This is a genomic window from Qipengyuania algicola, assembly GCF_042492175.1.
Lineage (GTDB): Bacteria > Pseudomonadota > Alphaproteobacteria > Sphingomonadales > Sphingomonadaceae > CAJXSN01.
Genome location: NZ_CP170453.1, coordinates 532,238 through 553,259, shown reverse-complemented (window position 1 = coordinate 553,259; position 21,022 = coordinate 532,238). Strand labels below are relative to the sequence as shown.

General features: G+C 62.7%; 21 protein-coding genes and 1 tRNA gene. 12 read left to right on the top strand and 10 right to left on the bottom strand.

Annotated features, from left to right (window positions below; genetic code table 11):
• Nucleotide 1: 1 nt before the first annotated feature.
• The gene (tilS, locus tag ACFCW2_RS02695) at nucleotides 2-1,024 is read left to right on the top strand and encodes a tRNA lysidine(34) synthetase TilS (RefSeq protein ID WP_379547996.1); all 1,023 of its coding nucleotides are present in this window, start codon (nucleotides 2-4) and stop codon (nucleotides 1,022-1,024) included.
• A 22-nt stretch (nucleotides 1,025-1,046) separates the two neighbouring features.
• On the opposite strand, the gene ACFCW2_RS02690 is transcribed toward tilS, so the two are convergent.
• The 3 genes from ACFCW2_RS02690 to ACFCW2_RS02680 all read right to left on the bottom strand — a co-directional run bounded on the left by ACFCW2_RS02690 (nucleotide 1,047) and on the right by ACFCW2_RS02680 (nucleotide 3,475).
• On the bottom strand, nucleotides 1,047-1,856 hold the full coding sequence (locus ACFCW2_RS02690) for a L,D-transpeptidase family protein (protein ID WP_379547994.1): 810 nt from the start codon (nucleotides 1,854-1,856) through the stop codon (nucleotides 1,047-1,049).
• Between the two features lie 93 nt (nucleotides 1,857-1,949).
• Complete coding sequence (gene eda / locus ACFCW2_RS02685; RefSeq protein WP_379547992.1) at nucleotides 1,950-2,609, bottom strand: bifunctional 4-hydroxy-2-oxoglutarate aldolase/2-dehydro-3-deoxy-phosphogluconate aldolase; 660 nt, start codon at nucleotides 2,607-2,609, stop codon at nucleotides 1,950-1,952.
• Nucleotides 2,610-2,674: 65 nt separating this feature from the next.
• Complete coding sequence (locus ACFCW2_RS02680; protein WP_379547990.1) at nucleotides 2,675-3,475, bottom strand: transglutaminase-like domain-containing protein; 801 nt, start codon at nucleotides 3,473-3,475, stop codon at nucleotides 2,675-2,677.
• A 170-nt stretch (nucleotides 3,476-3,645) separates the two neighbouring features.
• Between ACFCW2_RS02680 and ACFCW2_RS02675 the strand changes: the two genes are divergently transcribed.
• The 3 genes from ACFCW2_RS02675 to ACFCW2_RS02665 all read left to right on the top strand — a co-directional run bounded on the left by ACFCW2_RS02675 (nucleotide 3,646) and on the right by ACFCW2_RS02665 (nucleotide 6,787).
• Nucleotides 3,646-4,512 carry a hypothetical protein gene (locus ACFCW2_RS02675; protein ID WP_379547988.1) on the top strand — a complete coding sequence of 289 codons (867 nt, stop codon included), beginning with the start codon at nucleotides 3,646-3,648 and terminating at the stop codon, nucleotides 4,510-4,512.
• A gap of 129 nt (nucleotides 4,513-4,641) precedes the next feature.
• A complete protein-coding gene (locus ACFCW2_RS02670; protein ID WP_379547986.1) occupies nucleotides 4,642-4,947 on the top strand; it encodes a hypothetical protein in 306 nt (101 codons plus the stop codon).
• Nucleotides 4,948-5,122: 175 nt separating this feature from the next.
• On the top strand, nucleotides 5,123-6,787 hold the full coding sequence (locus ACFCW2_RS02665; protein WP_379547984.1) for a hypothetical protein: 1,665 nt from the start codon (nucleotides 5,123-5,125) through the stop codon (nucleotides 6,785-6,787).
• 12 nt (nucleotides 6,788-6,799) lie between these two features.
• On the opposite strand, the gene rimO is transcribed toward ACFCW2_RS02665, so the two are convergent.
• A complete protein-coding gene (gene rimO / locus ACFCW2_RS02660) occupies nucleotides 6,800-8,185 on the bottom strand; it encodes a 30S ribosomal protein S12 methylthiotransferase RimO (RefSeq protein WP_379547982.1) in 1,386 nt (461 codons plus the stop codon).
• Between the two features lie 68 nt (nucleotides 8,186-8,253).
• Between rimO and ACFCW2_RS02655 the strand changes: the two genes are divergently transcribed.
• Complete coding sequence (locus ACFCW2_RS02655) at nucleotides 8,254-8,652, top strand: DUF1761 domain-containing protein (protein WP_379547980.1); 399 nt, start codon at nucleotides 8,254-8,256, stop codon at nucleotides 8,650-8,652.
• Here the strand turns inward: ACFCW2_RS02655 and ACFCW2_RS02650 are convergent.
• The 4 genes from ACFCW2_RS02650 to serS all read right to left on the bottom strand — a co-directional run bounded on the left by ACFCW2_RS02650 (nucleotide 8,649) and on the right by serS (nucleotide 12,757).
• Nucleotides 8,649-9,764 (bottom strand): potassium channel family protein, encoded by a 1,116-nt coding sequence (locus ACFCW2_RS02650; protein WP_379547979.1) that lies wholly within the window; start codon nucleotides 9,762-9,764, stop codon nucleotides 8,649-8,651. The two genes, ACFCW2_RS02655 and ACFCW2_RS02650, sit on opposite strands and share 4 nt — an antisense overlap.
• 47 nt (nucleotides 9,765-9,811) lie before the next feature.
• Nucleotides 9,812-10,591, bottom strand: a complete 780-nt coding sequence (locus ACFCW2_RS02645) for a LysM peptidoglycan-binding domain-containing protein (RefSeq protein ID WP_379547978.1) — start codon at nucleotides 10,589-10,591, stop codon at nucleotides 9,812-9,814.
• Nucleotides 10,588-11,349, bottom strand: coding sequence for a 5'/3'-nucleotidase SurE (gene surE, locus ACFCW2_RS02640; protein WP_379547976.1), 762 nt, complete (start codon nucleotides 11,347-11,349; stop codon nucleotides 10,588-10,590). The genes ACFCW2_RS02645 and surE overlap by 4 nt, the downstream gene beginning before the upstream one ends.
• A 127-nt stretch (nucleotides 11,350-11,476) precedes the next feature.
• Nucleotides 11,477-12,757 (bottom strand): serine--tRNA ligase, encoded by a 1,281-nt coding sequence (serS, locus tag ACFCW2_RS02635; protein ID WP_379547974.1) that lies wholly within the window; start codon nucleotides 12,755-12,757, stop codon nucleotides 11,477-11,479.
• Nucleotides 12,758-12,870: 113 nt separating this feature from the next.
• Here serS and ACFCW2_RS02630 point away from each other — a divergent pair, with 113 nt between their 5' ends.
• The 7 genes from ACFCW2_RS02630 to ACFCW2_RS02600 all read left to right on the top strand — a co-directional run bounded on the left by ACFCW2_RS02630 (nucleotide 12,871) and on the right by ACFCW2_RS02600 (nucleotide 18,918).
• A complete protein-coding gene (locus ACFCW2_RS02630; RefSeq protein WP_379547973.1) occupies nucleotides 12,871-14,184 on the top strand; it encodes a sulfotransferase family protein in 1,314 nt (437 codons plus the stop codon).
• Nucleotides 14,156-14,476: a hypothetical protein gene (locus ACFCW2_RS02625; protein WP_379547972.1), complete on the top strand. Its 321-nt coding sequence runs from the start codon at nucleotides 14,156-14,158 to the stop codon at nucleotides 14,474-14,476. Before ACFCW2_RS02630 ends, ACFCW2_RS02625 begins: the two co-directional genes overlap by 29 nt.
• A 30-nt stretch (nucleotides 14,477-14,506) precedes the next feature.
• Nucleotides 14,507-14,758: a hypothetical protein gene (locus ACFCW2_RS02620; protein WP_379547971.1), complete on the top strand. Its 252-nt coding sequence runs from the start codon at nucleotides 14,507-14,509 to the stop codon at nucleotides 14,756-14,758.
• A gap of 242 nt (nucleotides 14,759-15,000) precedes the next feature.
• Entirely contained in the window at nucleotides 15,001-15,372 is a 372-nt protein-coding gene (locus ACFCW2_RS02615; protein WP_379547970.1) for a response regulator transcription factor, read from the top strand.
• Nucleotides 15,369-16,514: a YaiO family outer membrane beta-barrel protein gene (locus ACFCW2_RS02610; protein WP_379547969.1), complete on the top strand. Its 1,146-nt coding sequence runs from the start codon at nucleotides 15,369-15,371 to the stop codon at nucleotides 16,512-16,514. The genes ACFCW2_RS02615 and ACFCW2_RS02610 overlap by 4 nt, the downstream gene beginning before the upstream one ends.
• On the top strand, nucleotides 16,514-17,491 hold the full coding sequence (locus ACFCW2_RS02605) for a HEAT repeat domain-containing protein (protein WP_379547968.1): 978 nt from the start codon (nucleotides 16,514-16,516) through the stop codon (nucleotides 17,489-17,491). Before ACFCW2_RS02610 ends, ACFCW2_RS02605 begins: the two co-directional genes overlap by 1 nt.
• A complete protein-coding gene (locus ACFCW2_RS02600; protein WP_379547966.1) occupies nucleotides 17,488-18,918 on the top strand; it encodes a glycosyltransferase family 2 protein in 1,431 nt (476 codons plus the stop codon). The genes ACFCW2_RS02605 and ACFCW2_RS02600 overlap by 4 nt, the downstream gene beginning before the upstream one ends.
• 58 nt (nucleotides 18,919-18,976) lie before the next feature.
• Here ACFCW2_RS02600 and ACFCW2_RS02595 read toward each other — a convergent pair.
• Together ACFCW2_RS02595 and sppA are read right to left on the bottom strand one after the other, a co-directional pair.
• Nucleotides 18,977-19,051: transfer RNA gene (locus tag ACFCW2_RS02595), tRNA-Val, on the bottom strand.
• Nucleotides 19,052-19,124: 73 nt separating this feature from the next.
• Nucleotides 19,125-20,999: a signal peptide peptidase SppA gene (gene sppA, locus ACFCW2_RS02590; RefSeq protein ID WP_379547964.1), complete on the bottom strand. Its 1,875-nt coding sequence runs from the start codon at nucleotides 20,997-20,999 to the stop codon at nucleotides 19,125-19,127.
• Between the last annotated feature and the right edge of the window lie 23 nt (nucleotides 21,000-21,022).

Sequence of the window (21,022 nt, the reverse complement as noted above, 5' to 3'; positions counted from 1 at the left end):
CGTGACTGCGCCCTCGGCCGGGCAGGTCGAGCGGTTTCGCGCCGACCTGCTGGACGTCTGGCCGCTGGAAGACCGCACTCCGGAGCATGACGGCACCCATCTGGGCCTCGCCGTATCGGGCGGGGCGGACAGCCTAGCGCTGCTGCTGCTGGCCCATGCCGCGCTGCCCGGACGGATTGTCGTGGCCAGTGTCGATCACCAATTGCGGCCCGAAAGCGCGGACGAAGTGGAGTTGGTGGCCGGCATATGCGCCGATCTCGGCATTCCCTGTCATAGGCTGACGGTCAATCTCGGCACCGGCAATCTGCAAGACCGGGCCCGGCGGGCACGCTACGATGCCATGTTTGCTGCACTGGCTGCCGAGAATATTGGCGCCATTGCCACGGCTCACCATGCTGATGATCAGGCGGAAACTTTGCTGATGCGCCTTAATCGCGGTGCGGGGCTGCAAGGTCTGGCGGGCGTGCGTCCGCGAAGCTGGTACGGCGTCAATGATCCCCCGCTGGAAGGAATACTGGTGCGCCCGCTATTGGGCTGGAGACGGGCCGAGCTGGCGCAGATTGTGTCGGGCGCAGGGCTGGCTCCAGCGCGCGATCCCTCGAACGAAGACGAGCATTACGACCGCGTGCGTATCCGCAAAGCGATTGCCGAAGCGGATTGGCTGGACCCGCTGGCCATGGCGCACAGCGCGCGGCATTTGGCCGATGCTGAGTATGCAATTAGGGAGACCGCGATCAGTGTCCGCAACCGGTTCACATTTCGGCAGGGCGACGGGAGCGTTTACTTCCACTGGGGCCATCCGGACCTGATCGAGATCGAGGTCGTCCGGATGATCCTGAAAGACTTTGGCGCAGCGCCCGATCGCTCGGCAGTGGCGCGCATGACCGCGCAATTGAAGGCAGGCAAAGCGGCGTCTCTAGGTGGAGTGCTGGCGAAGCGCGCCATGCATCACAAGGATGCTTCCACCTCGTGCGACGCGTGGCATTTCCAGACCGAACCGCCACGCAAAGCGGGCGAATTCTAGTGCCCGCCACCGTACGAGCGCCTTAGAGGATCTGCTCGCCCATGCTGAGCGTTTCGCCGCGGGTGATGATGACCTTGTCGCCCTTCTTCGCCACCGCGAAGACCTTGGCCGCAAAATCGTCAGGCATGCCCACACAGCCATGGCTGGCATAGCCGTTCTGAACGTCGGAGCCGTGCAGCGCGATGCCGTCCGATGTCAGAAACATGGAGTATGGCATCGGGGCATTGTCGTACTTCTCCGACACATTGTGCCGCATCTTGTAGCGGATTGGGAAGGTGCCCAGCGGGGTCGGGTGCTTGTCCGTGCCCAGCAGCACCGCAGATGCGCCGATTTCATGCCCGCCCTTAAAGACCGAGATGACCCGTGCATCGAGGTCCACGGTCATGACGATCTTGCCATTGGCCGGTGCGCGATCGGTGTTCCAGTGCCACTCGCCATATTTGATGGGGCCGTTGATCGGCAGAATGGATTTGACCCGGAATTCTTCGCTGTTCTGGCTTGCCTGCTGAAGGCGCGCCTGGCCGCTGGCCTGACCGGGTGCGGCGTCGGCTGATGCGGCGGTGGCCATATCCGCAGTGTCAGTGTCGGCCATGTCGCCAGTGTCGGCGTCCAGCGGCATTTCCTCGTCCGAGATCGCCTCGATTGTCGCGCCGTCTGCCGAAAGCATCGCCTCGTCGACCGGAATCGCAGTATCCATCGCCGCGATTGCAGGGGCCGTGTCCATCGGATCGGCCGCAATTGGGGCAGGTGTTTCCATCATAGATCCAGCAAGGGTTGCCCCGCCAAAGACCAGAAGCGTTGCGGCGGTCGCGCCGCCAATCCATTTGAGCATCGGTGTCATGCCCACGGATATGTCGCAATTTTCGGCCTCGCGCCAGTGTGCTGCAGGCCTGCGTCCCGTGGCGAGACGCCCAATCGCCAAAAGTTAACGCGCCAGATTGGCCGCCTGACGCGCGGTTTCGGCAATCGCGATGTAATCGGGCGATCCGCTGTCGGTTTTCGGAGCGCAGACCCAGCTGCCGCCCACGCACAGGACGGGATCGAAGGCGAGCCAGTCCGCCACATTGTCCGGCCCGATCCCGCCTGTGGGGCAGAACCGGCATTGGTGAAACGGCGCGGCGAGGGCTTTCAATGCGGGCAAGCCTCCTGCTGCCATCGCTGGAAAGAACTTGAAATGATCGAGCCCCAGATCCAGCCCGCGCATGATGTCACCGGCATTGGCGACGCCGGGGAGGAACGGTACGCCTTCGCGCACGGCTGCCTTGGCCAGTGGCTCGGTCAGTCCCGGGGAGACGATGAATTCGCTGCCGGCATCGAGCGCTGCTGCCAGATCGTGCTGGCCGGTCACCGTGCCGGCCCCGACAATCGCGCCCTCGACCGATTTCATGGCCCGGATCGCGTCCAGCGCGGCATCGGTGCGCAAGGTGACTTCCAGCACGCGCAGGCCGCCTTTCACCAGCGCCTCGGCCAGCGGGACCGCCTGCCGCACATCGTCGATCACAATGACCGGGATGACGGGCGCGTCCTGCATCAGGTCGGCGATGTTCCGATGCCCGGGCGTGGGGCTATTGTCGGTGGTGCTCATCAGGTTCGGATACCAGTGCAGGGCCATGTCCACCAGCCCGGCGGATAGCTATTCAGGCGGCGGTTTTAGCCGGTCTGTTTGACGCTGACGGTCTTCTCCAGAAATTCGGTCAGACCGAAACTGGTCATGAAGCTGACATCGGCGGCATCGCGGCCCACGCCGATCTTCACGATATCGGCCGGCTCGGCCATGCCCGTCGCATCCACCAGATACCACGCCCCGCCGCCCGGCGTGGTGGTGTCTTCCAGAAACACCTCGGCCACGGCGTGGAAATCCTGCGGAGTGACACCGGGTGCAAAGCAGCTGACAAACCGCGCGGGAATGCCCGATGCGCGGGCGAGGGTAACTATGACATGCGAATAATCGCGGCAAATGCCCCGCCGCTCCACAAAACTGTCCAGCGCGGTCGTATTGGGTCCGCTGGCCCCGGGCACATAGGTGAAATGGTCCGCAACCCAGTCATGGATCGCCAGTATCAGCTTGCCGCCCGTCAGGTCGCCAAATTCGTCATCCACGAACGAATGGAACTGGCCCGCCGCGCAATAGCGGCTGTCGAACAGATATTTGATCGTATCTTCGGGCAGAGTGTGCGGGTCCATCTGGCGTAGACCACCCAGGGGCGTAAGCAGGCGATCAACCGCGACCTCGGCGCTGTAGCCCACTTCAAAGCGGCCCTCCGCGCGAATCCACACGCGTTCGCCAATCGCATCCTGCGCCGGAAGCCGCGCGATATGCGGGCTTGGCGACAGGTCGGTGTGATGGCGCAGATGGTTCTGCTCGGGAATCATCGCCCCTTCGAAATGCAGCAGCACATCGGTTGGCTGGTCGGCCTGAAAGGCGAAGGAGACGTCAATGGCGAGAGGCATGGTGGGGATACGGTTGCCACCCGTGGAAGGTTTCCGCCCGTGGCAAGTTTAATCGCAACCGCAAAATAATCTGCTGATTTTGTATCCCTTTGTACCATGTGGGATATTCAGCGCCGCTGATGCCGCCCGTATCCGGTCCTTATTGCAACCTACAGTTCAAGGGATCGAACATGAAAAACCTGATTATCGCCGCCGCAGGCATTGCGCTTGCTTCCACCACAGTCACCCTCGGCACGAGCGCCCAGGCAGCCGAAGGACCGTTTAGCGGTCTCAAAAAAGCAGCTAAGAAAGTAGAAAATGCCGCCAAAGACGTGGAGCGCGCCGACCGCGCTGTGAAAGAAGCAAAGCGCACCAAGGGGCGCTCCGTGCTTCGCGGCGCAGCAAGCGCAGCAACTGGCGGCTATGTCGGAACAACAGCCGGATCGAACTACCCCAGAACGGCCAGCCGGGGGGACTATCTGGGGCGCCCCGGCGCGGCTCCGGCCAAATATGCCAGCATGACACAGTGCGCCAACACCGGTCTGGGTAACGCATTTGTTGCAGTTGCCCGCGACTACACCTTCTCCAAAGGGCTGAGCACCGAAACGCGCAGCGGCCTGATCGAGCGTGAGCCTGTCTCCCCGTCGAATGGCTGCGTGCTGCCGGGCATGGGCTCGGGCGAGGTGGTGTATCTCGAGGTCGATACGGCCAAATACAACAAATACGACTATGCACTCCAATGCATATCATTCGATGGCAGCGAGCAGCTCGACAACACCAACGCGCCCCGCACCAACAATTACAGCGGCCAGCACGTCATGCTCCATACCGGCCACTCGCTGGGCTACACACCCACCGCCAGCGGCCGCAATTCGGATCGCGGCGCGGCCTATGACAAGCATCTTGAATCGCGCGGCCGGTCGATGATCACCTTCAACATGCCCGAATTGCACACCGACAAGGGCGGTACGGATTTCTATTGTCAGCATTACAACGAGAAAACCGGCCAGAGCCTGGTGGCGTTCACCTATCGCCGCGGCCCGGTCGGCCGCCCGTAATTCCGCTCAACATCGCGTAGCGCCGGATAGCGATCCCTCCGGCGAGACAGGGCGCATCGGCACGACTGACCCCCGCCGGTGCGCCCCACCCAGTTTCCCGAAATCCGGGATCGATACGGAGAATTCCAGATGAAATACCGCATCCTCACGCTCGCCGCAGCCCTGACTGTCGGCACCATGCCGCAGGCCGCCATGGCCCAGTCCAGCAGCACGGAAGTGCCCAAGAACGGCTCCTGCCCGACAGGCTTCAAATCGAGCGGTTCCAGCTGCGTTTCGACCAATGGCGATGTCGCCATCGTCAAGGTCGGCAGCTGCCCCAGCGGCTTCAAATCCTCGCAGAAATACTGCGTCGGCGACAGCGGTGACTATGCCGAAGTGCGCAATGGCAGCTGCCCCAGCGGCCTGAAGACGTCGATGAAATACTGCATCAAGTAAGGTTGTCTGTCTGCGACCCAGGCGACCCCAAGGGAAGGGCGTGTCTCCATGGCACGCCCTTTTCCCGTTGAATTGCAGCGCTTTTCGCAGGCGATTATTGCCCCGCAAGTTCTAATCCCCCACAAGCAGCCCCGCATGCGCTGTATCTGCCGCACCCGCCCTTTGGAGATCTGCCATGTCAAGCAAGGCTGAACCCGATCTGGAAGCGGTGCTGGCGCGCGCTTATTCGGTTATTTCGCAGCCGGGAGACGCGGTCGATCTGCTGGAGGAATTGGCGCAAGTTGGCCGGGAAGCAGGCGCTTTGGGCGAGACGGCAGAGATGCATTTCAGCAATGCCGCCGACATTCTGGAAAACGTCTATCCCAACGACCAGGTCGATTACGGCACGCTGGACACCCAGCCATCGGACCGGCCCAATTGCGATCTGGCGCTGGATCGCAATTTTCGCGTTGTTTTCGCCAATCCCATGGTGTTCGAAAAGCACGTCCCGGCAAAGAACGAGGCAGCCCCGGAGTGGCTATTCGATCCCGCGACCTACTCCGCCGATCGTGAGCGCATGAAGGCACTGGAGGAGCAGAAGGACGGTGAGTTCATCCGGCTGTTCACCGATCCGGACGATGAAAGCGGGCGGTGGTTCACGGTCCGCGCGGCGCGGGCGCGAGAAAGAAATGTCATCGCGTTCGACGCGGTTCGTCTGCGCTGGAGCGAACGGAGCGGTAAGGCTTTCCGCGAGGCGCTGAACCTCACGGAAACGGAAATCGCGCTGGTCAAGCATATGGTCGGCGGCGGGACGGTGCGCCAGTTCGCCGATCTGCGCGGCCGGTCCCTCGGCACGGCGCGCAACCAGCTAAAGGCGCTCCAGCGCAAGCTATCGATCAATTCCAAGGAAGATCTGCTGCTGCTTTATGCGGGCTTCCTCCATTCGCTGGAATTGCCGCCGGAAAGCGTGTGGGTCGATGTGCATCGCTGTCAGAATCTGTGGCAATCGGGCGATGGTCAGGTCATCGGATGGGAGGAATACGGTGATCCGTCGGGCGCGCCGGTGCTGTTCTTCCATCCGATCGAAGGCGCGCTGCTGACCGAACCTCTGGCGCAAATTGCAGCCGAAAACGGCCTCAGGATAATCGTGCCGTGGAGGCCGTTTCACGGCGATACGACCGGAACCGTTCAAGGGCACAAGACGCCGGAAGATTTTGCCGACAGGCTGCCGGGATTTCTGGACCATCTGGATGTGGACCAATGCACCGCGGTCACCACCCATGCCGGTGCGCCCTATATGTTTGCCTTTGCCCAGGGGCATCCCGCGCGGCTGAAAGCGGCTGTCGGCCTAGGTGCCTTCGTGCCGATTTACGATGCCGAGGGGATGGTGATGCTGCGTAAGGCCCACAGGAAACAGTTGCGGCTTGTCCGCATCGCGCCGGCCTTTGCGAAAATCTATATGCGCGCCATGCTGGCGACCATCGGGACCGGCGAATTCCACCGGTTCGTGCAGGAGTTTTATCAGGGCTGCGAGCGGGAGCTGGCCAGTATGCAAAGCCCCGCAATGGTCAGTCTGCTGCGCAGTTCGGCCAGCTATGTCGTGCGCGGGCGGTTCACCGGCCTTGTCGATACGATGCTCAACTGGGCCGCCGACTGGAGCCCTTTGTGCAGGAACATTCAGGTGCCCGTGCACATGATCTACGGGTCCGAGGATGCCACCACGAGCGCTGAACTCGCGCACAAAGCGTGCGACGCATTCGGCTTTGCGGAGCCTGAATTCGTGCCCGATGCCGGCAGTTTCCTGCTGCTTGATCAGCCGGAGATTGCATGGGCGCGGGTGCGGGCGATTGCCGCCGAGTGATCCGGGGCGAGCTTAGACGGGCACGCCGAACAGATCGTGGGCGTCGGCGTCTTCGATCGTCACATCGATGATATCGCCAGCGGCCAGCGTGGCGGCGACATTGCGCAAATACACCGCTCCGTCGATTTCCGGCGCATCGGCTTGGCTGCGACCAGTCGCACCGATATCGCCATCTTCGTCGGGTTCGCCCACTTCGTCGATGATGACCGGCAGGGTCCGTCCCACCTTCGCTGCCAGTTTTTCGGCGCTGATCCGGGCGGTCAGTTCCATCAGCCGGGCGTATCGTTCTTCCTTCAGAGCCTCAGGCACGGGATCGGGCAGGGCATTGGCCTGCGCGCCCTCGACCGGCTCGAAGCGGAATGCGCCCACGCGGTCGAGCTGCGCTTCTTCCAGCCAGTCGCACAGATATTGGAAATCGTCCTCCGTCTCGCCGGGGAAGCCGACCACGAAGCTGGAGCGCACGGCGATGTCGGGGCAGATATCGCGCCAGCTCTTCAGGCGTTCGAGCACCTTGGCTTCATTTGCGGGCCGCTTCATGCGCTTGAGCACAGACGGGCTGGCATGCTGGAACGGGATATCGAGATAGGGTGTGAGCAGCCCCTCCGCCATCAACGGGATCACCGCATCGACATGCGGGTAGGGGTAGACATAGTGCAGGCGGACCCAGGGGGGCGAGCCGTTCCCGATGTCGAGCCGGCCCAGCTCACGCGCCAGATCGGTCATGTGAGCGCGGGTTTCGCGGCCCTTCCACATCCGCGTCTCGTGCCGAGTATCGACCCCGTAAGCGCTGGTGTCCTGACTGATCACCAGCAATTCGCGCGTGCCCGCCGCGACCAGCTTCTCCGCTTCGCGCAGCACCGCATCGATCCGCCGGCTGGCCAGCTTCCCGCGCAAGTCGGGAATGATGCAGAACGAACAGGAATGGTTGCAGCCCTCCGAAATTTTCAGATAGCTGTAATGGCGCGGGGTCAGCTTGATGTCGGGTTGTGGGATGAGGTCCACATATGGCCCCTGCGAAGGCGGCGCGTGCTCGTGCACCGCCTCGACCACCTGCTCGTATTGATGCGCACCGGTCACCGCCAGCACCTGCGGATGGGCGGCGCGGATGGCATCTGCTTCGTCGCCCATGCAGCCGGTCACGATGACGCGCCCGTTTTCGGCAATCGCCTCGCCAATCGCGGCAAGGCTCTCTTCCTTGGCAGAGTCGAGGAAACCGCATGTGTTGACCAGCACCACATCCGCACCTGCATAATCGGCGCTCATCGCATACCCGTCCGCCCGCAGCCGGGTGAGGATGCGTTCGGAATCGACCAGCGCCTTGGGGCAGCCGAGCGAGACCATGCCGACCTTCTTGGCGTCGGGGAGCGTTGTTGCCGGGGCTTGCGTTGCAGTGTTCATGATGGCCGCGCCCCTACACCTGCTTGGCTCTGCGCGCTATAGGGCAGGTTTGGATAGGGAGAGAGACGATGGGCGAGATGAGCCTTCTGACAATAGTTCTGGCGGCGCTGGCCTTCTTTGTGGTCGGCGCGCTGTGGTACGGCGTGATCTTCGGCAAGGCCTGGCAGAAGGCGGCGGGGATGAGCGACGAGCAGATCCAGTCCGGCAGCATGCTGAAAATCTTCGGGCTGACTTTCCTGTTCGAACTGCTGATCGCCACCGTGCTGGCGCATCAATTCGCCATGACCGGGGCGAGCGACCGCGCGATCATGATGATTTCGGTCGGCTTTGCCGTGGGCGTGATGATCCCCGCCATCGGGATCAATTACCTCTATCTGCGCAAGACAGCGGCGCATTTCTTTATCGATGCGGGCCATTTCATCGTCGGCATGACCGCGATGGGCAGTGTGTTTGCGCTGATGAACTAGTCGGAGCTGTCCGCGTGGCGGCCGTTATGCCCGTCGCCGCGTTCTTCGCCTGACGGGGTGGGGACGATTTCGACGATGATGTCGCCCTTTTGCAGGTTCTGGCAGGCGTCTTCCCAGAAGCCCAGCGCCTTGCCGCCGCGATAGACGCGAAGGCCCCGGCCACCCGACGGCAGATCGGAAATGGAGCAGCCGCATTCCTCGTCGGTGACTTCGCGCTCCACCAGCTGGACGCGGCCCGAAACGGAGGCAAGATCGGCAAGATATTCGGCGATATGCGCGCCCTTTGCGCTGCCTGCCAGCAGCAGGCCGGTAAAGCGCACCGGGTTGATGACATTGTTCGCGCCCGCCTGCCGGGCGATCTGCTCGTTATCGTCTGCGCGTACCACCATGCTGATCGGCACATTGGGGGCCAGCGCGCGCACGGTCAGCACGATCAGTATGGAGGTGTCGTCGCGCCCTGCCGAGACAAGCACGTTCTGCGCTCTCTCGATCCGCACCGCCTGCAATGTGCCATCGCGTGTGGCATCGGCGGTCATCACGTTGCAGCCTTGCGCTTCGGCCTCGATCAGGCGTTCCTCGCTGGGATCGACCACCACGATCTGCGCCGGATCGGTCCCGCGCTCGATCAATTCCGCCACCGCTTCGGAGCCGGAGATGCCGTAGCCCAGCACCACGATATGGTCCGAAAGCTGTTCCTGAATGCGAGCCATGCGGAAGCTCTCCCAACTGCGTTTGATGATGAAATTATAAGCGGTGCCGACGAAGATAAAGAACACGGCGAAACGGATCGGCGTGACGATCACGGCCTCCACCAGCCGTGCCCGGTCGGTGATCGGGGCGATATCGCCAAAGCCGGTGGTGGTGATCGAGATCATGGTGAAATAGATCACGTCGGTGAAGCTGACTTCACCGTCGAGATTGTCGACCAGCCCGCCGCGATCCCACCAGTGGATCATGACGACGATGGCAATCAGAAACAGCGCCAGCCCGATGCGGATCACCAGATCGCCCCAGACGGGTATATCGACCGCGCGGCGCAGCGGCTTGAATTTCGGCCCACGATAATGGCGCTCGCGCGGGCCGGTGCCGATCCTGTCTATCTGATCGCTCATTAAACTTTGCCCGCCCCTGGAAACGCCGTCCGGAAGAGGCGGTTAGCTCAATTCCCGCGTGCGGGCAATTTGGTTGCCGGATCGACGTCGCGGCCGTTGTGGCGGATTTCGAAGTGCAGTTCGGGGCGGGTGGCAATACCGGCATCGCCCGCCAGCCCGATCCGTTCGCCAACTTTCACGACCTCGCCCTTGCTCACCGTGATGCGCGACAGGTGGCCATAGCTGGTCTGCCAGCCATTGCCGTGGTCGATCAGCACCTGCCGGCCAAAGCGGGTTTTCTCCGGCGCGGCGAACACCACCGTGCCGCTGGCAGCCGCGCGCACCATGTCGCCCATGCCGGTTTCGATATCGATCCCGTCATGACCGCGCCCGAAGCCGAGCATCACGCGCCCATCATGCGGACGGCGGAAATAGGGCGTCGTCCGGGGCGTTTGCGGGCGGATGGTGGTGTTGATGACGGCGGGAATGATGACTTTCTGCCCCACGCGCAGCGAATAGGGCGCGGCAATATTGTTGGCCAGCGCCAGATTGGTCATCGCGACGCCATACCGGTTGGCAATTCCGCCCAGCGTGTCGCCCGATTTCACGGTGTGGACCCGCTGGCGGGGGATCGCCAAAGTCTGGCCCTTCTGGACGTAATATGGCTCCACCAGACCGTTGACTGCGGCAATCAGCGATGCGTCCACACCGGTGCGATTGGCGATGCCGCGCAGCGTATCGCCCTCTTTCACTGTGTAGGTGTTCGCGGTTGCCGGATTGGCGGCGGCGGGGCTGGCGATCAGTAGAGACGCGGCAGCGGCGGTGGCCATGGCAAGAAGGCGCGTCATGCGAACCGCTCCCCCAATTCGCCCAGAGATGCGTGGTGCGTCAGGTCCAGTTGCAAAGGTGTCACTGCGATATACCCCTCGTCGATGGCTTCCAGATCGGTGCCGTGATCCAGCGTGTGCTCGATCGCCTGCAAACCAAACCAGTAATAGGTGAAGCCGCGCGGGTCACGCCCCTCCACCACAGTTCCCCGCGAGTAATCGTGAAAACCCTGCCGTACAGCGCGAATTCCCTTCACCTCGGCGGAGGGAAGGGCGGGGAAATTGACATTGACCAGCGTGCGAGCTGGCAGCGGTGTGTCGAGCAGCGGCTGCAAAACCTTCGCGCCCCACCGGCGCGCCGCGTCGAAAGTGTCGGCATCGGCAGCCCCGTCGCGCGCGATGACCTGGCTCATGGCGATGGAGCGAATACCGGCCAGCGCGCCCTCGATGGCGGCAGACACAGTGCCCGAATAAGTGATGTCGTCCGCCAGATTGGCCCCGCGATTGACGCCGGACAGGATCAGATCGGGCGGGCCGTCCATCACCTGACGCAGGCCCATGGTCACGCTGTCCGTGGGCGTGCCGGTGACGGAGAACCGCCGCTCGTCGTGCTGGCGCAGCCGGACAGGCCGGGTCAGAGTGAGGGCGTGGCCCATGCCCGATTGCTCCTCGTCCGGCGCACAGATCCAGATGTCGTCGGAAAACTCGGCCGCGATGGCTTCCAGCACTTCGAGGCCGGGGGCGCGGATACCGTCATCATTGGTCAGGAGGATTTTCACGAATGCCTCCCCTCCCTTGAGGGAGGGGCCGGGGGTGGGGTTGCCGCGTTTGCCTGATGCGCCGAGCACCCCCACCCGGCCTCCCCCTCAAGGGGGAGGAGAATGGCGCAAAGCTTCATGACGGTGTTCATGGATGGGGCTCCAGCCGCGTCACCCCGCCCATATAGGGCGCGAGCACCTCGGGCACGTCCACACTGCCATCGGCCTGCTGATAATTCTCCAGCACGGCCACCAGCGTGCGGCCCACCGCGAGGCCGGAGCCGTTGAGCAGATGGAAGAACTCGGTCTTTTTCGCATCCTGCGGGCGATAGCGCGCATTCATTCGGCGCGGCTGGTAGGCCCCGCCATTGGAGCAGGAACTGATCTCGCGGTAAGCGCCTTGTCCCGGCAGCCAGACTTCAAGATCGTAGGTTTTCATCATCGTCGCGCCCAGATCGCCCGAGCACAGCTGCATAACGCGGTAATGCAATCCCAGCTTTTGAAGAATGCCCTCGGCATTGGCGGTGATCCGCTGCAGCTCCTCTTCGCTATCCTGCGGCAGCGCCGCGACAATCATTTCGACCTTTTCGAATTGGTGCTGCCTGATGAAACCGCGCGTGTCGCGCCCGGCGGCCCCGGCTTCCGAACGGAAACATGGCGTGAGAGCGGTGATCCGCATCGGAAAATCGCGTTCTTCGTAGATCGTCTCGCGGAAGGAATTGCCGAGCGACATTTCCGACGTGGAAATCAGATAACGGCCATCGGTGGTCTGAAACAGATCCTCGGAGAATTTCGGCAATTGCCCGGTGCCGTAACCGGCTTCTTCCCGAATGAGCAGAGGCGGGTTGCATTCGGTAAAGCCATACTCGCCAGTAACCGTATCGATCATGAATTGGCCCAGCGCCCGGTGCAGCCGGGCCATCTGTCCGCGCAAGAAGGTGAAGCGTGCGCCGGCAATGCGGGCACCGGTTTCGAAGTCCATGCCCAGATCGGGCGCGAGCTCGGCGTGTTCCTGCGGGTCGAACGCGAAATCGGGCTTTCTCCCCCATTCGCGCAGATAGACATTGTCTTCCTCGCCCTCTCCATCGGGGGTTTCGGCGGCAGGCAGATTGGGAAGAGCCAGCAGGATGTCCTGTAACCTGTTGGCGACCTCGCTCTCTTCTTTTTCCAGCGCGGGCATCGTCTGCTTCAACTCGGCCACTTCGGCCTTCAGCTTCTCGGCGGTTTCCGTGTCGCCCTTGCCCATCGCCTGCCCGATGGCCTTGGAGGCCTCGTTGCGGCGGGCCTGCGCTTCCTGTGCACGCGTGGTGAGCGCGCGGCGCTTCTCGTCCAGTTCCAGGATGGAGTTGGCAACAGGTTCCAGCCCCCGGCGGGCGAGGGCGGCATCGAAGGCGGCGGGATCGTCGCGGATCAGGCGAATGTCATGCATGCGGCCAGCCTATGCCGCCCCATTCGCGCCCGTGCAAGGAACCCGCACCGGTCTTGAACGCTGTGTTGTTTTCTTTAGAGCAAAATCTCTTCATGCGACCCGGGGGCAAATACTTGGCATTCAATCCGACAACGCCCCCACGCCGGACGCCATTCATCGATATTATGGACAAGGGACTGCGCGCTGGACGGCGTCTGGGTGCGATTGCGCCTGCCCGGCTGGACGCGGATTTCCTGAAAGAGCAGGCGATAGAGCAGGCTGGCGGGCTGGAGGATTTCGGCGATCCGTGGTTCGAACAGCCGCTGCAGAAGCTGCTCGACGCGATCGAAAGCGAAGCGCGGCTGAATGCGGCGGGCGATCTGTCGGCCATGCTGCAGTTCCGGCAGGTCCTGTTCCACCGTCTGCTGAGCGAATACTGGTTCAGACGGCATCCGGAAATCCTCGAGCGACCGATGCGCAGCCCCGTCGTGATTGTCGGCCCGATGCGGTCGGGTACAACGCGAATGCACCGGCTGTTGGCGAGCGACCGGCGCTTCAGCCACATGCGCAGCTTCGAGACGATCAGCCCGGTCCCGCGCCGCGATTTCGAGGCGGTGCTGGCAGGCGAGGCGGAGGATTTCCGCCCCGTATTGGCAAAACGGATCATGCGCGTCGCCCGGCTGGCCAATCCGCGCACCTTGTCGATCCACCCGACCGGCCCGATGGAGCCCGAAGAAGAGCTCGGCCTGCTGGTCGCCAGCATGTACGGGATGAAGCACGAGGCGCAGTGGCAGATTCCCAGCTATGGTCGCTGGAGCGAGGGCGTGGATGCCACCCCCGCCTATGCCTATATGGCCGACCAGCTGCGCCTGATCGGGTGGAGCCAGCAAGTCAGCAGCATCCGCCCGTGGATATTGAAAACGCCGCAGCATATGCTTGATCTGCCCGCATTGCTGAACGTCTTCCCGGATGCTCGCCTGATCTTCACCCACCGCGATCCGCAGCAGGTGACAGGCAGCGCGGCCAGCCTCGCCTGGAACCAGACGATCATCTATTCCGACGATGTCGATCCGAACGCGGTGGGGCAGGAATGGCTGCGCAAGACCCATTTGCAAGTCACCCGCATGATGGAGGCGCGCAAGACGATTGCGCCGGAGCGGATGATCGACGTCCAGTATGACGACATGGACCGCGACTGGCGCGGCACGATGGACCGGGTGTATGATTTCCTCGGCCTTGAGATCGAACCGGCGGTTCCGGCGATGGAGGACTATCTGGAGCGCAGCCGCGCCCTGAAGCGCAAGCCGCATCGCTACAGCCTGGAAATGTTCGGCCTGACACCGGGCGAAGTGCTGGAGCGGATGGGCGATTATATCCGCGCTTTCGATGTGCCGATGGAAAGCAATTTTGGCGGGGGCGATGGCAAGCGGGCCGCGCGCAGTCGGTAAGGGCTCCGCCACTCCATCTGGCAAGTCTCCTCCACGCCAAGCGCGACTGGTGCATTATGTCGGTTTTCGCGATGGTCCCGGCGGCATCCGCGCCGCCAATGCCGCCCGGATCTACGGCCCGCCCGACATGGTTCACTCCAATTGGGACGTATACGCCGCCAATGATGTCGCACCGGACGATATCGTGATCCATGCGGATGGCGAATGGGACCGTCCACCCCGCAGCTTCAGCACCGAAGCCGCGCGAAACCGCCGCGCACGAAAGGCAAACTCCGGAACCTCACACGGGTGAAGCCGTTGATTAGGCAAAGGAGATTTGAATATGATCGGCAAGATTATCACAAGCTATATCGGCGGCAAGGCGGCCCAGAAATCCAGCGCAATCGGCGGTCCCGCGGGCATGGCGCTGGGCTTTATCGCGCCCATGATCCTGCGCCGCATCAGCCTGCCCGCCATGGCGGCGATGGCAGCGGGCGGATATGTCATGAAAAAGGTGCTCGATAATGGCGAGCGCGAGAAGGCTCCCCAGCCGATGAAGCGCGCCAAACCCGTGACCACCGCGCCCGGCGCGTAAACGCCTTCAAACACTGCTTGAAACGACGGCCTGCTCTCATGCGAGAGCGGGCCGTTTTGCTTTCCGCGTTAAGCACAGATTGTAACCAGTTGTAACCAAGGCCTGCTGTCGGGACTCCCCGACTGCGATACCTCTGAAAATAGGCGATTTTTAATTCTGAGACTCGCGTGATTCCCTGAGGCCGGTCTTGTCGATGAATTAACTTAATTCCGGTAGTCAGAATACCAACTCCGGAGGCCCACTTGGCAAAGATACTGATCGCAGACGATGACGCGATCCTGACGGAAATGCTCCGTTTCAGGCTCGAAGGCGCTCGCCACCAGGTCGTCACGGCTGCAGACGGGATGGAAGCGCTGGAAAAGGCGGGATCGGAAGACCCCGACCTGATTATTCTCGATTCCATGATGCCCGTGGTCGCTGGCCCGGAGGTTCTCGCCCGGCTGAGGGACGATCCGCAGACCGCACGCACCCCCATCGTGATGCTGACCGCGCGCGATGGCGAGAAAGACGTGGTTGCGGCCCTGAAGAGCGGGGCGAACGAATATATGACCAAGCCCTTCATTCCCAAGGAACTGATGGTCCGGATCCAGAAATTGCTGGTGCGGGCGGCGTGATCGGCGTGAAATCCCGCGCTCCTGCGATGCTTGTCTGGCTCGCACTATTCGCTGCGCTGCCCGCGCAGGCGCAGGCACAGGCGCAGCCTGCTGCGGCTGATCGCGAGGCGGCACACCAGGCCTATGTGGCCGGTGATTTCGACCGGGCAGATGGTATATTGCGCAAGCTTTTGCAGGACAACCCGGGCGACGCAGACCTGCTTCGCCGCCATGCCGCTGTGCAGGCGGCCTTGGGCGATGTCGGCGCGGCACAAGGCACAATCGACCGCGCCATTGCCCTGTCACCCGGCGATCCCGACATCCAGCTTGCCCGTGCCAACATCCTGTTCTGGCGCGGTCAGCTTGCGGAAGCGCAGGCCCAGGCCGATCAGGTTTCGGCGCAATATCCCGGATATCCGGGGCTCGACCGTCTCTCCGCCTCGCTTGAGCAGGCCAGAAAGGACCGCAAACTCAGGCTGCGATCGATCAGTGTGGGCGGCTCTGTCTCGGACGCGACCTTTGCCTCGGGCCTTGATCAGACATGGTATGTCCAGCGCGGCGCGATTGCTGCCGGGTGGGGCAACGGGAATGTCGCGGCCTTCGGAATCGAGCGCGAGGAACGGTTGTCGACCGATACGCGGCTCTCGGCCCGGGTCGATTTGCCCGGCGGCACGAACCGGTATTTCATTGCCGGCGGGGTTACGCCCAATGCCGATTTCCGGGAGAACTGGAGTCTGGGGGGCGGCGCGGAATTCGGCGTCAGCCGGTCAACCACTCTGCTGGTCGACGGGCGGTTCGCCGAATATCGCAGCGATGATGTCGTGGCATTGGGTGCCGGATTGCGGCAGCGCTTCTCGCCGACGCTGGAACTGACAGCCAGCTCGATCCATCTGATCGGCGGCGGCGAGGACTACCGGCTGGGCGGAGCTCTGCGTGCGGATTATCGCCATCCCCGCCTGCCCGAGATGTTCGCCGTTCTTGCCAGCTACCCTGACGCAGAAGTCGACGGGACGCGGCAATTGCGCGCAATTGCCGCAGGTGCACGGTTCGATCTGTCCGACACCCTGATGCTGGGCCTTACTGGTGAATACGAGTCTCGGGAGGACAGCTATGAACGCTCTGCTCTCTCGCTCGATTTGCGCTGGCGTTTTGGGGAGCGATAGTGGGGGCGCAGTTCGTCTTTTTTGTTTCCGCGATGGTGGCGTTGGTGATGCTGGTTGCCTTCGCCATCCTGTTGCTGCGCCGGTGGTATCAGGAGCGGTGCAAACGGGCCGAGAAAGACAAACTTACCGCGATCACGCGAAGCTATATGCGCAGGGTCTCCGGGCAGGCGGATAACGAAGCGCCCGCAAAGTGGAGCGACGAGCTCAAACTGGAGGCTGTCAGCCATATCCATCTGCTGCTGCGTGGCGGAGAGCGCCACCGGCTGATGCAGATGGCCGAGCTCGACGGGCTGCTGAGAGCCACATTGCGGAAATCGGAAAGCTGGCGATCGGCCCGCCGGATCGACGCGATCCGTCTGCTTCAACAATTCGGTAGCGAGGCCTGCATCGCCCGGTTGCGGGAGATATTTGCGCGCGACCGCAACAAGGCGGTCCGGCTGGAAGCGGCCTTTGCACTGGCTGCCGTCCATGCCCTGCCGCCGCCGCGCGAGACAATCCGTATCCTCGGCATGTTCGAGCGCAAGATCAACCGGTTGGACAAGGCGCTGTTCCGGGCATCCGCGCCGCACTACTCCGAAGAATTGGCGCTCTTGCTTGAAGACGATATTTCTCATGACCACCGCGCCCTGATCATTGATGCACTCGGCTGGTCTGAAGACCCGGACGTGCTTCCGCTCCTCAGGAAGGCGAGCCGGATGAACCATGCCGAGCTGAGAAGCGCCGCGCTGCGGGCCGCAGGGCAGCTTGGCGTGCCAACTGTGGAGCCCTGGGTGCTCGAGCGCTTGCGCGACCCGGTGGAATTCGTGCGCATTCAGGCGGTCAATTGCTGTGCGGCTCTGGGTTTGCACGGCGCGATCCCGCATTTGCGGCTCTTGCTGGAGGATGAGGCCTTCTGGGTTCGCCTGCGGGCAGAGCACGCGCTGGAAGTGCTCGAAGAGCAATGGCCCGATCACGAGCAGCCGAGGCTTCGCGCATGACCTGGGCGGACCTTCAACTGGCGGCCGCTAATGCCGTTCTGTTTCTGGCTTTTGGCTGCTTTCTGGTGGTCGCGGCCCGCAACGGGATCAGCCTGTTGCAGCTCATCGTCGCGGGCTGGGTATTCGCCACGCGCACAAAGCCGGGGCGCAATGCGGTCGAGCTGTGGAACCGCTATGGCGACCTGGCATTTCCGGTGTCGGTGATTGCGCCAGCGTTTAACGAGGAGCTGTCGATCGTCGACAGCGTGAAGGCGCTTCTGGCGCTCGAATATCCGCATCACGAGGTGATCGTCGTCAATGACGGTTCGAAAGACGATACGCTGGGCGCGCTGATCCGGGGCTTCGAAATGGAGCCCTATGAGCGCGAGCAGATTGCGGAACTTCAAACGACTAAAATCCTCGGCACATACCGTTCCCGCCGCTTTCCAAATCTCTTTGTGGTCGACAAGGAAAATGGCCGGAAAGCCGATGCGGCCAATGCCGGGATCGGCTTTGCGCGCACTCCGCTGGTCTGCGTGATCGACGCGGATTCCATCATCGAGAGAGACGGACTGTTGCGCGCGGCCGAGCCTTTCATGCATGATGACGGGCGTCTGATTGCCGTGGGCGGGACCATCAGGATCGCCAATGGCTGCGAAATCGAAGGAGGCGCGCTGCGCAAGATCGGCGTGGACAAGAAATTGGTCCCTCGCTTTCAAGTTGTCGAATACTTGCGCGCCTTTCTTTCGAGCCGCGTTGCCAATGCGCATACCGACACGCTGTTGCTGATTTCCGGTGCTTTCGGGATGTTCCGGCGCGATGTGCTGATCGAAATCGGCGGGTATCGCCACGATACCGTCGGCGAAGACCTCGAGCTGGTCGTGCGCATGCACCGGTACATGCTTGAGCAGAAGCGCGACTACGCGATCAAATTCGTGCCCGACATCGTCTGCTGGACAGAGGCACCGGTTAACCTTGCCGGGATCAAGGGACAGCGCTCGCGCTGGCAGCAGGGTGCGCTCGAGACATTGCAAAGGCATCGCCGGATGATCTTCAATCCGCGCTATGGCCGCATCGGCATGATCGGGATGCCGCAACTGATACTGGAGGACATTATCGGTCCGCCCGCGGAGGTCATCGGCTATCTGGTCGTGCCTGCTGCAGTCCTGCTCGGCATTCTCGATCCGATGATGGCGCTGGCCTTTCTCGGCGTGACGGTGCTGTTCGGAACGGGGCTCAGCTTTGGCAGCCTTGTGCTTGAAGAAATCCAGTTGAGGCGGCTCCAGAGCGCCCGCGATCTCTACCGGATCGGCGAAGCTGCCCTGCTGGAGAATTTCGGCTTCCGCCAGATGAATCTGATCTACCGCCTGCGCGGCATCCGTAGCTTCTGGCGCAATGATACGAAATGGGAAGCCGTGCCTCGCATAGGCTTCGATCAGGCCAGCTGAGCGCGGCGATCTGCGCGCGGATGCGCGAATGCCGACTCTTTCAAGCCACGGGCATTTATGGTGGGCGCGGCAAGGATTGAACTTGCGACCCCACCCGTGTGAAGGGTGTGCTCTACCACTGAGCTACGCGCCCGTATGGCGGCCTGCGCGGCACACCTTACGAAGGGCCGCGCCTTTGCCACCTGGGCGGCGGGAAGGCAAGCGGGTTAGTCGAGCAGTTTGAAGAAACGCTCCAGCAGGCTCGCTTCGGAAGCCTTGGCGGATCGCTGCACCGGCGCCGGGCATTCGAGGCAATAGGCCTGCATTCCCCGTGTGGTCAGCAGGCGGCGGGCGTCGTCTTGCAGCCGCGCGATGGTGCGGCTCTGGCGGTTGGACATCAGCGCGAAGACGTCCTGCGAAGGAACCCGCGCAGCATCCGGCGTTATCAGCGAGCGCAATACAGTGTCATAGGTCGCATCGCTTTCGCCCAGATAGGTCAGGTGCCAGCCATCTTCGGCGACACCGGCCTTGGCTGCGACCCATTCGGCGGCCGCGTCCAGTCCGCCATATTGATCGACCAGACCGATCTGGCGTGCAGTGCCACCGTCCCACACGCGCCCTTGCGCGATGCGGTCGACTTGCTCGGTGGTCAGGTTGCGCGAGGCGGACACCCGCTCCAGAAAATCGGAATATCCATCGGCGATGGAGCTTTGCAGGATGGCGTCCACTTCGGGTGTGAAGCCGCCGATCAGGTCGGGCTGGCCCGACAGGGGCGTGGTGCGCACACCGTCCGAATTGACGCCGTATTCGGCAGCCAGATCCTCGAAGGTCGGGATGACGGCGAAAATCCCGATGGAGCCGGTGATGCTTTCCGGTTCGGCGAAGATACGGTCAGCGGGTGTCGCCACCCAGTATCCGCCGCTGGCCGCGACATTGGCCATGCTGACCGCCACCGGAATGCCCGCCTCGGAATGCCGCTCTATCGCTTCACGGATCAGTTCGCTGGCCAGAACCGATCCGCCCGGCGAATCCACCCGCACGATCAGCCCGGCCAGATCGGTGTCGAGCGCGTCGTCGATCAGCGCTGCGATCCGGTCTCCGCCGGCAAGCCCGGGGCCGGCATCACCGTCAACAATCTCGCCCGCGATGGTAACCACGCCGATGGCGCTGCCCGATGTGTCGGGCACATTGTCGGCCAGCCATGGCTCCAGCTCGGTATAGGCATAGCTGCCGGGGTAGGAGCCGTAGGAATCCTCGCCGACGATTTCTGCGACCCGGTCACCGAATTCGACATAGCTGCCCAGCTTGTCGACCAGCCCTGCTTCCAGGGCGGCGGTGGCCAGATCGCCGGACGCGCTTTCAATCCAGCCTGCCGGATCGGAAGTGACCGTGGCGATATCGGTATCGGGGCGGGCCTTCTTCACATTGGCCTGCCATTCTTCCCACAGAGCGCCATAGAGCGCCGTGTAGTTTTCGCGCGCGGGTTCTGACATGGCGCTTTCGAGATAGGGCTCGACGGCCGATTTGTAGGTGCCGACGCGGTAGACGCGGGCGTTGATGTTCAGCTGTTCCAGCAGCCCGGCATAATACAGCCGTTCCCCGCCCGGCCCGGCGATAATCGCGCCGCCCAGCGGGTCGAGCCACACTTCGCTGGCATGGGCAGCGAGCATCATCCCGTCATCGGCATAACCCACGGCATAGGCCAGCACCGGCTTTTCCGCCGCGCGCACCCGGTCGAGCGCCGCGCCGATGTCCTGCAAATGGGCCTGACCTGCGCCAAGGAAGCCCGACAGATCGAGCACAACCGCACCAATCCGGTCATCATCGACTGCGCTGTCGATCGCATGGACCAGATCCTGCACATCGTATTCGCCCACCGGCGCTTCGCCCGAAATCAGCGCGTCGATGGGATCGATGACCGCGCGTTCTTCCACCACATAGCCATTCAGCTCCAGCAGCAGCGCACCTTCGCGCACCTGTGCGGGCGAGGGGCGGGACGTGAGCACAGCGTAAAGCGCCATGAAAAACAGCAGCATGAAGATCAGGACCAGCGCGTCCTTGATGCCCCTCAGCAGGCGCCAAACCGATTTTGCGAATGCCATGCGTGTCCTTTGCGGGTTATCCT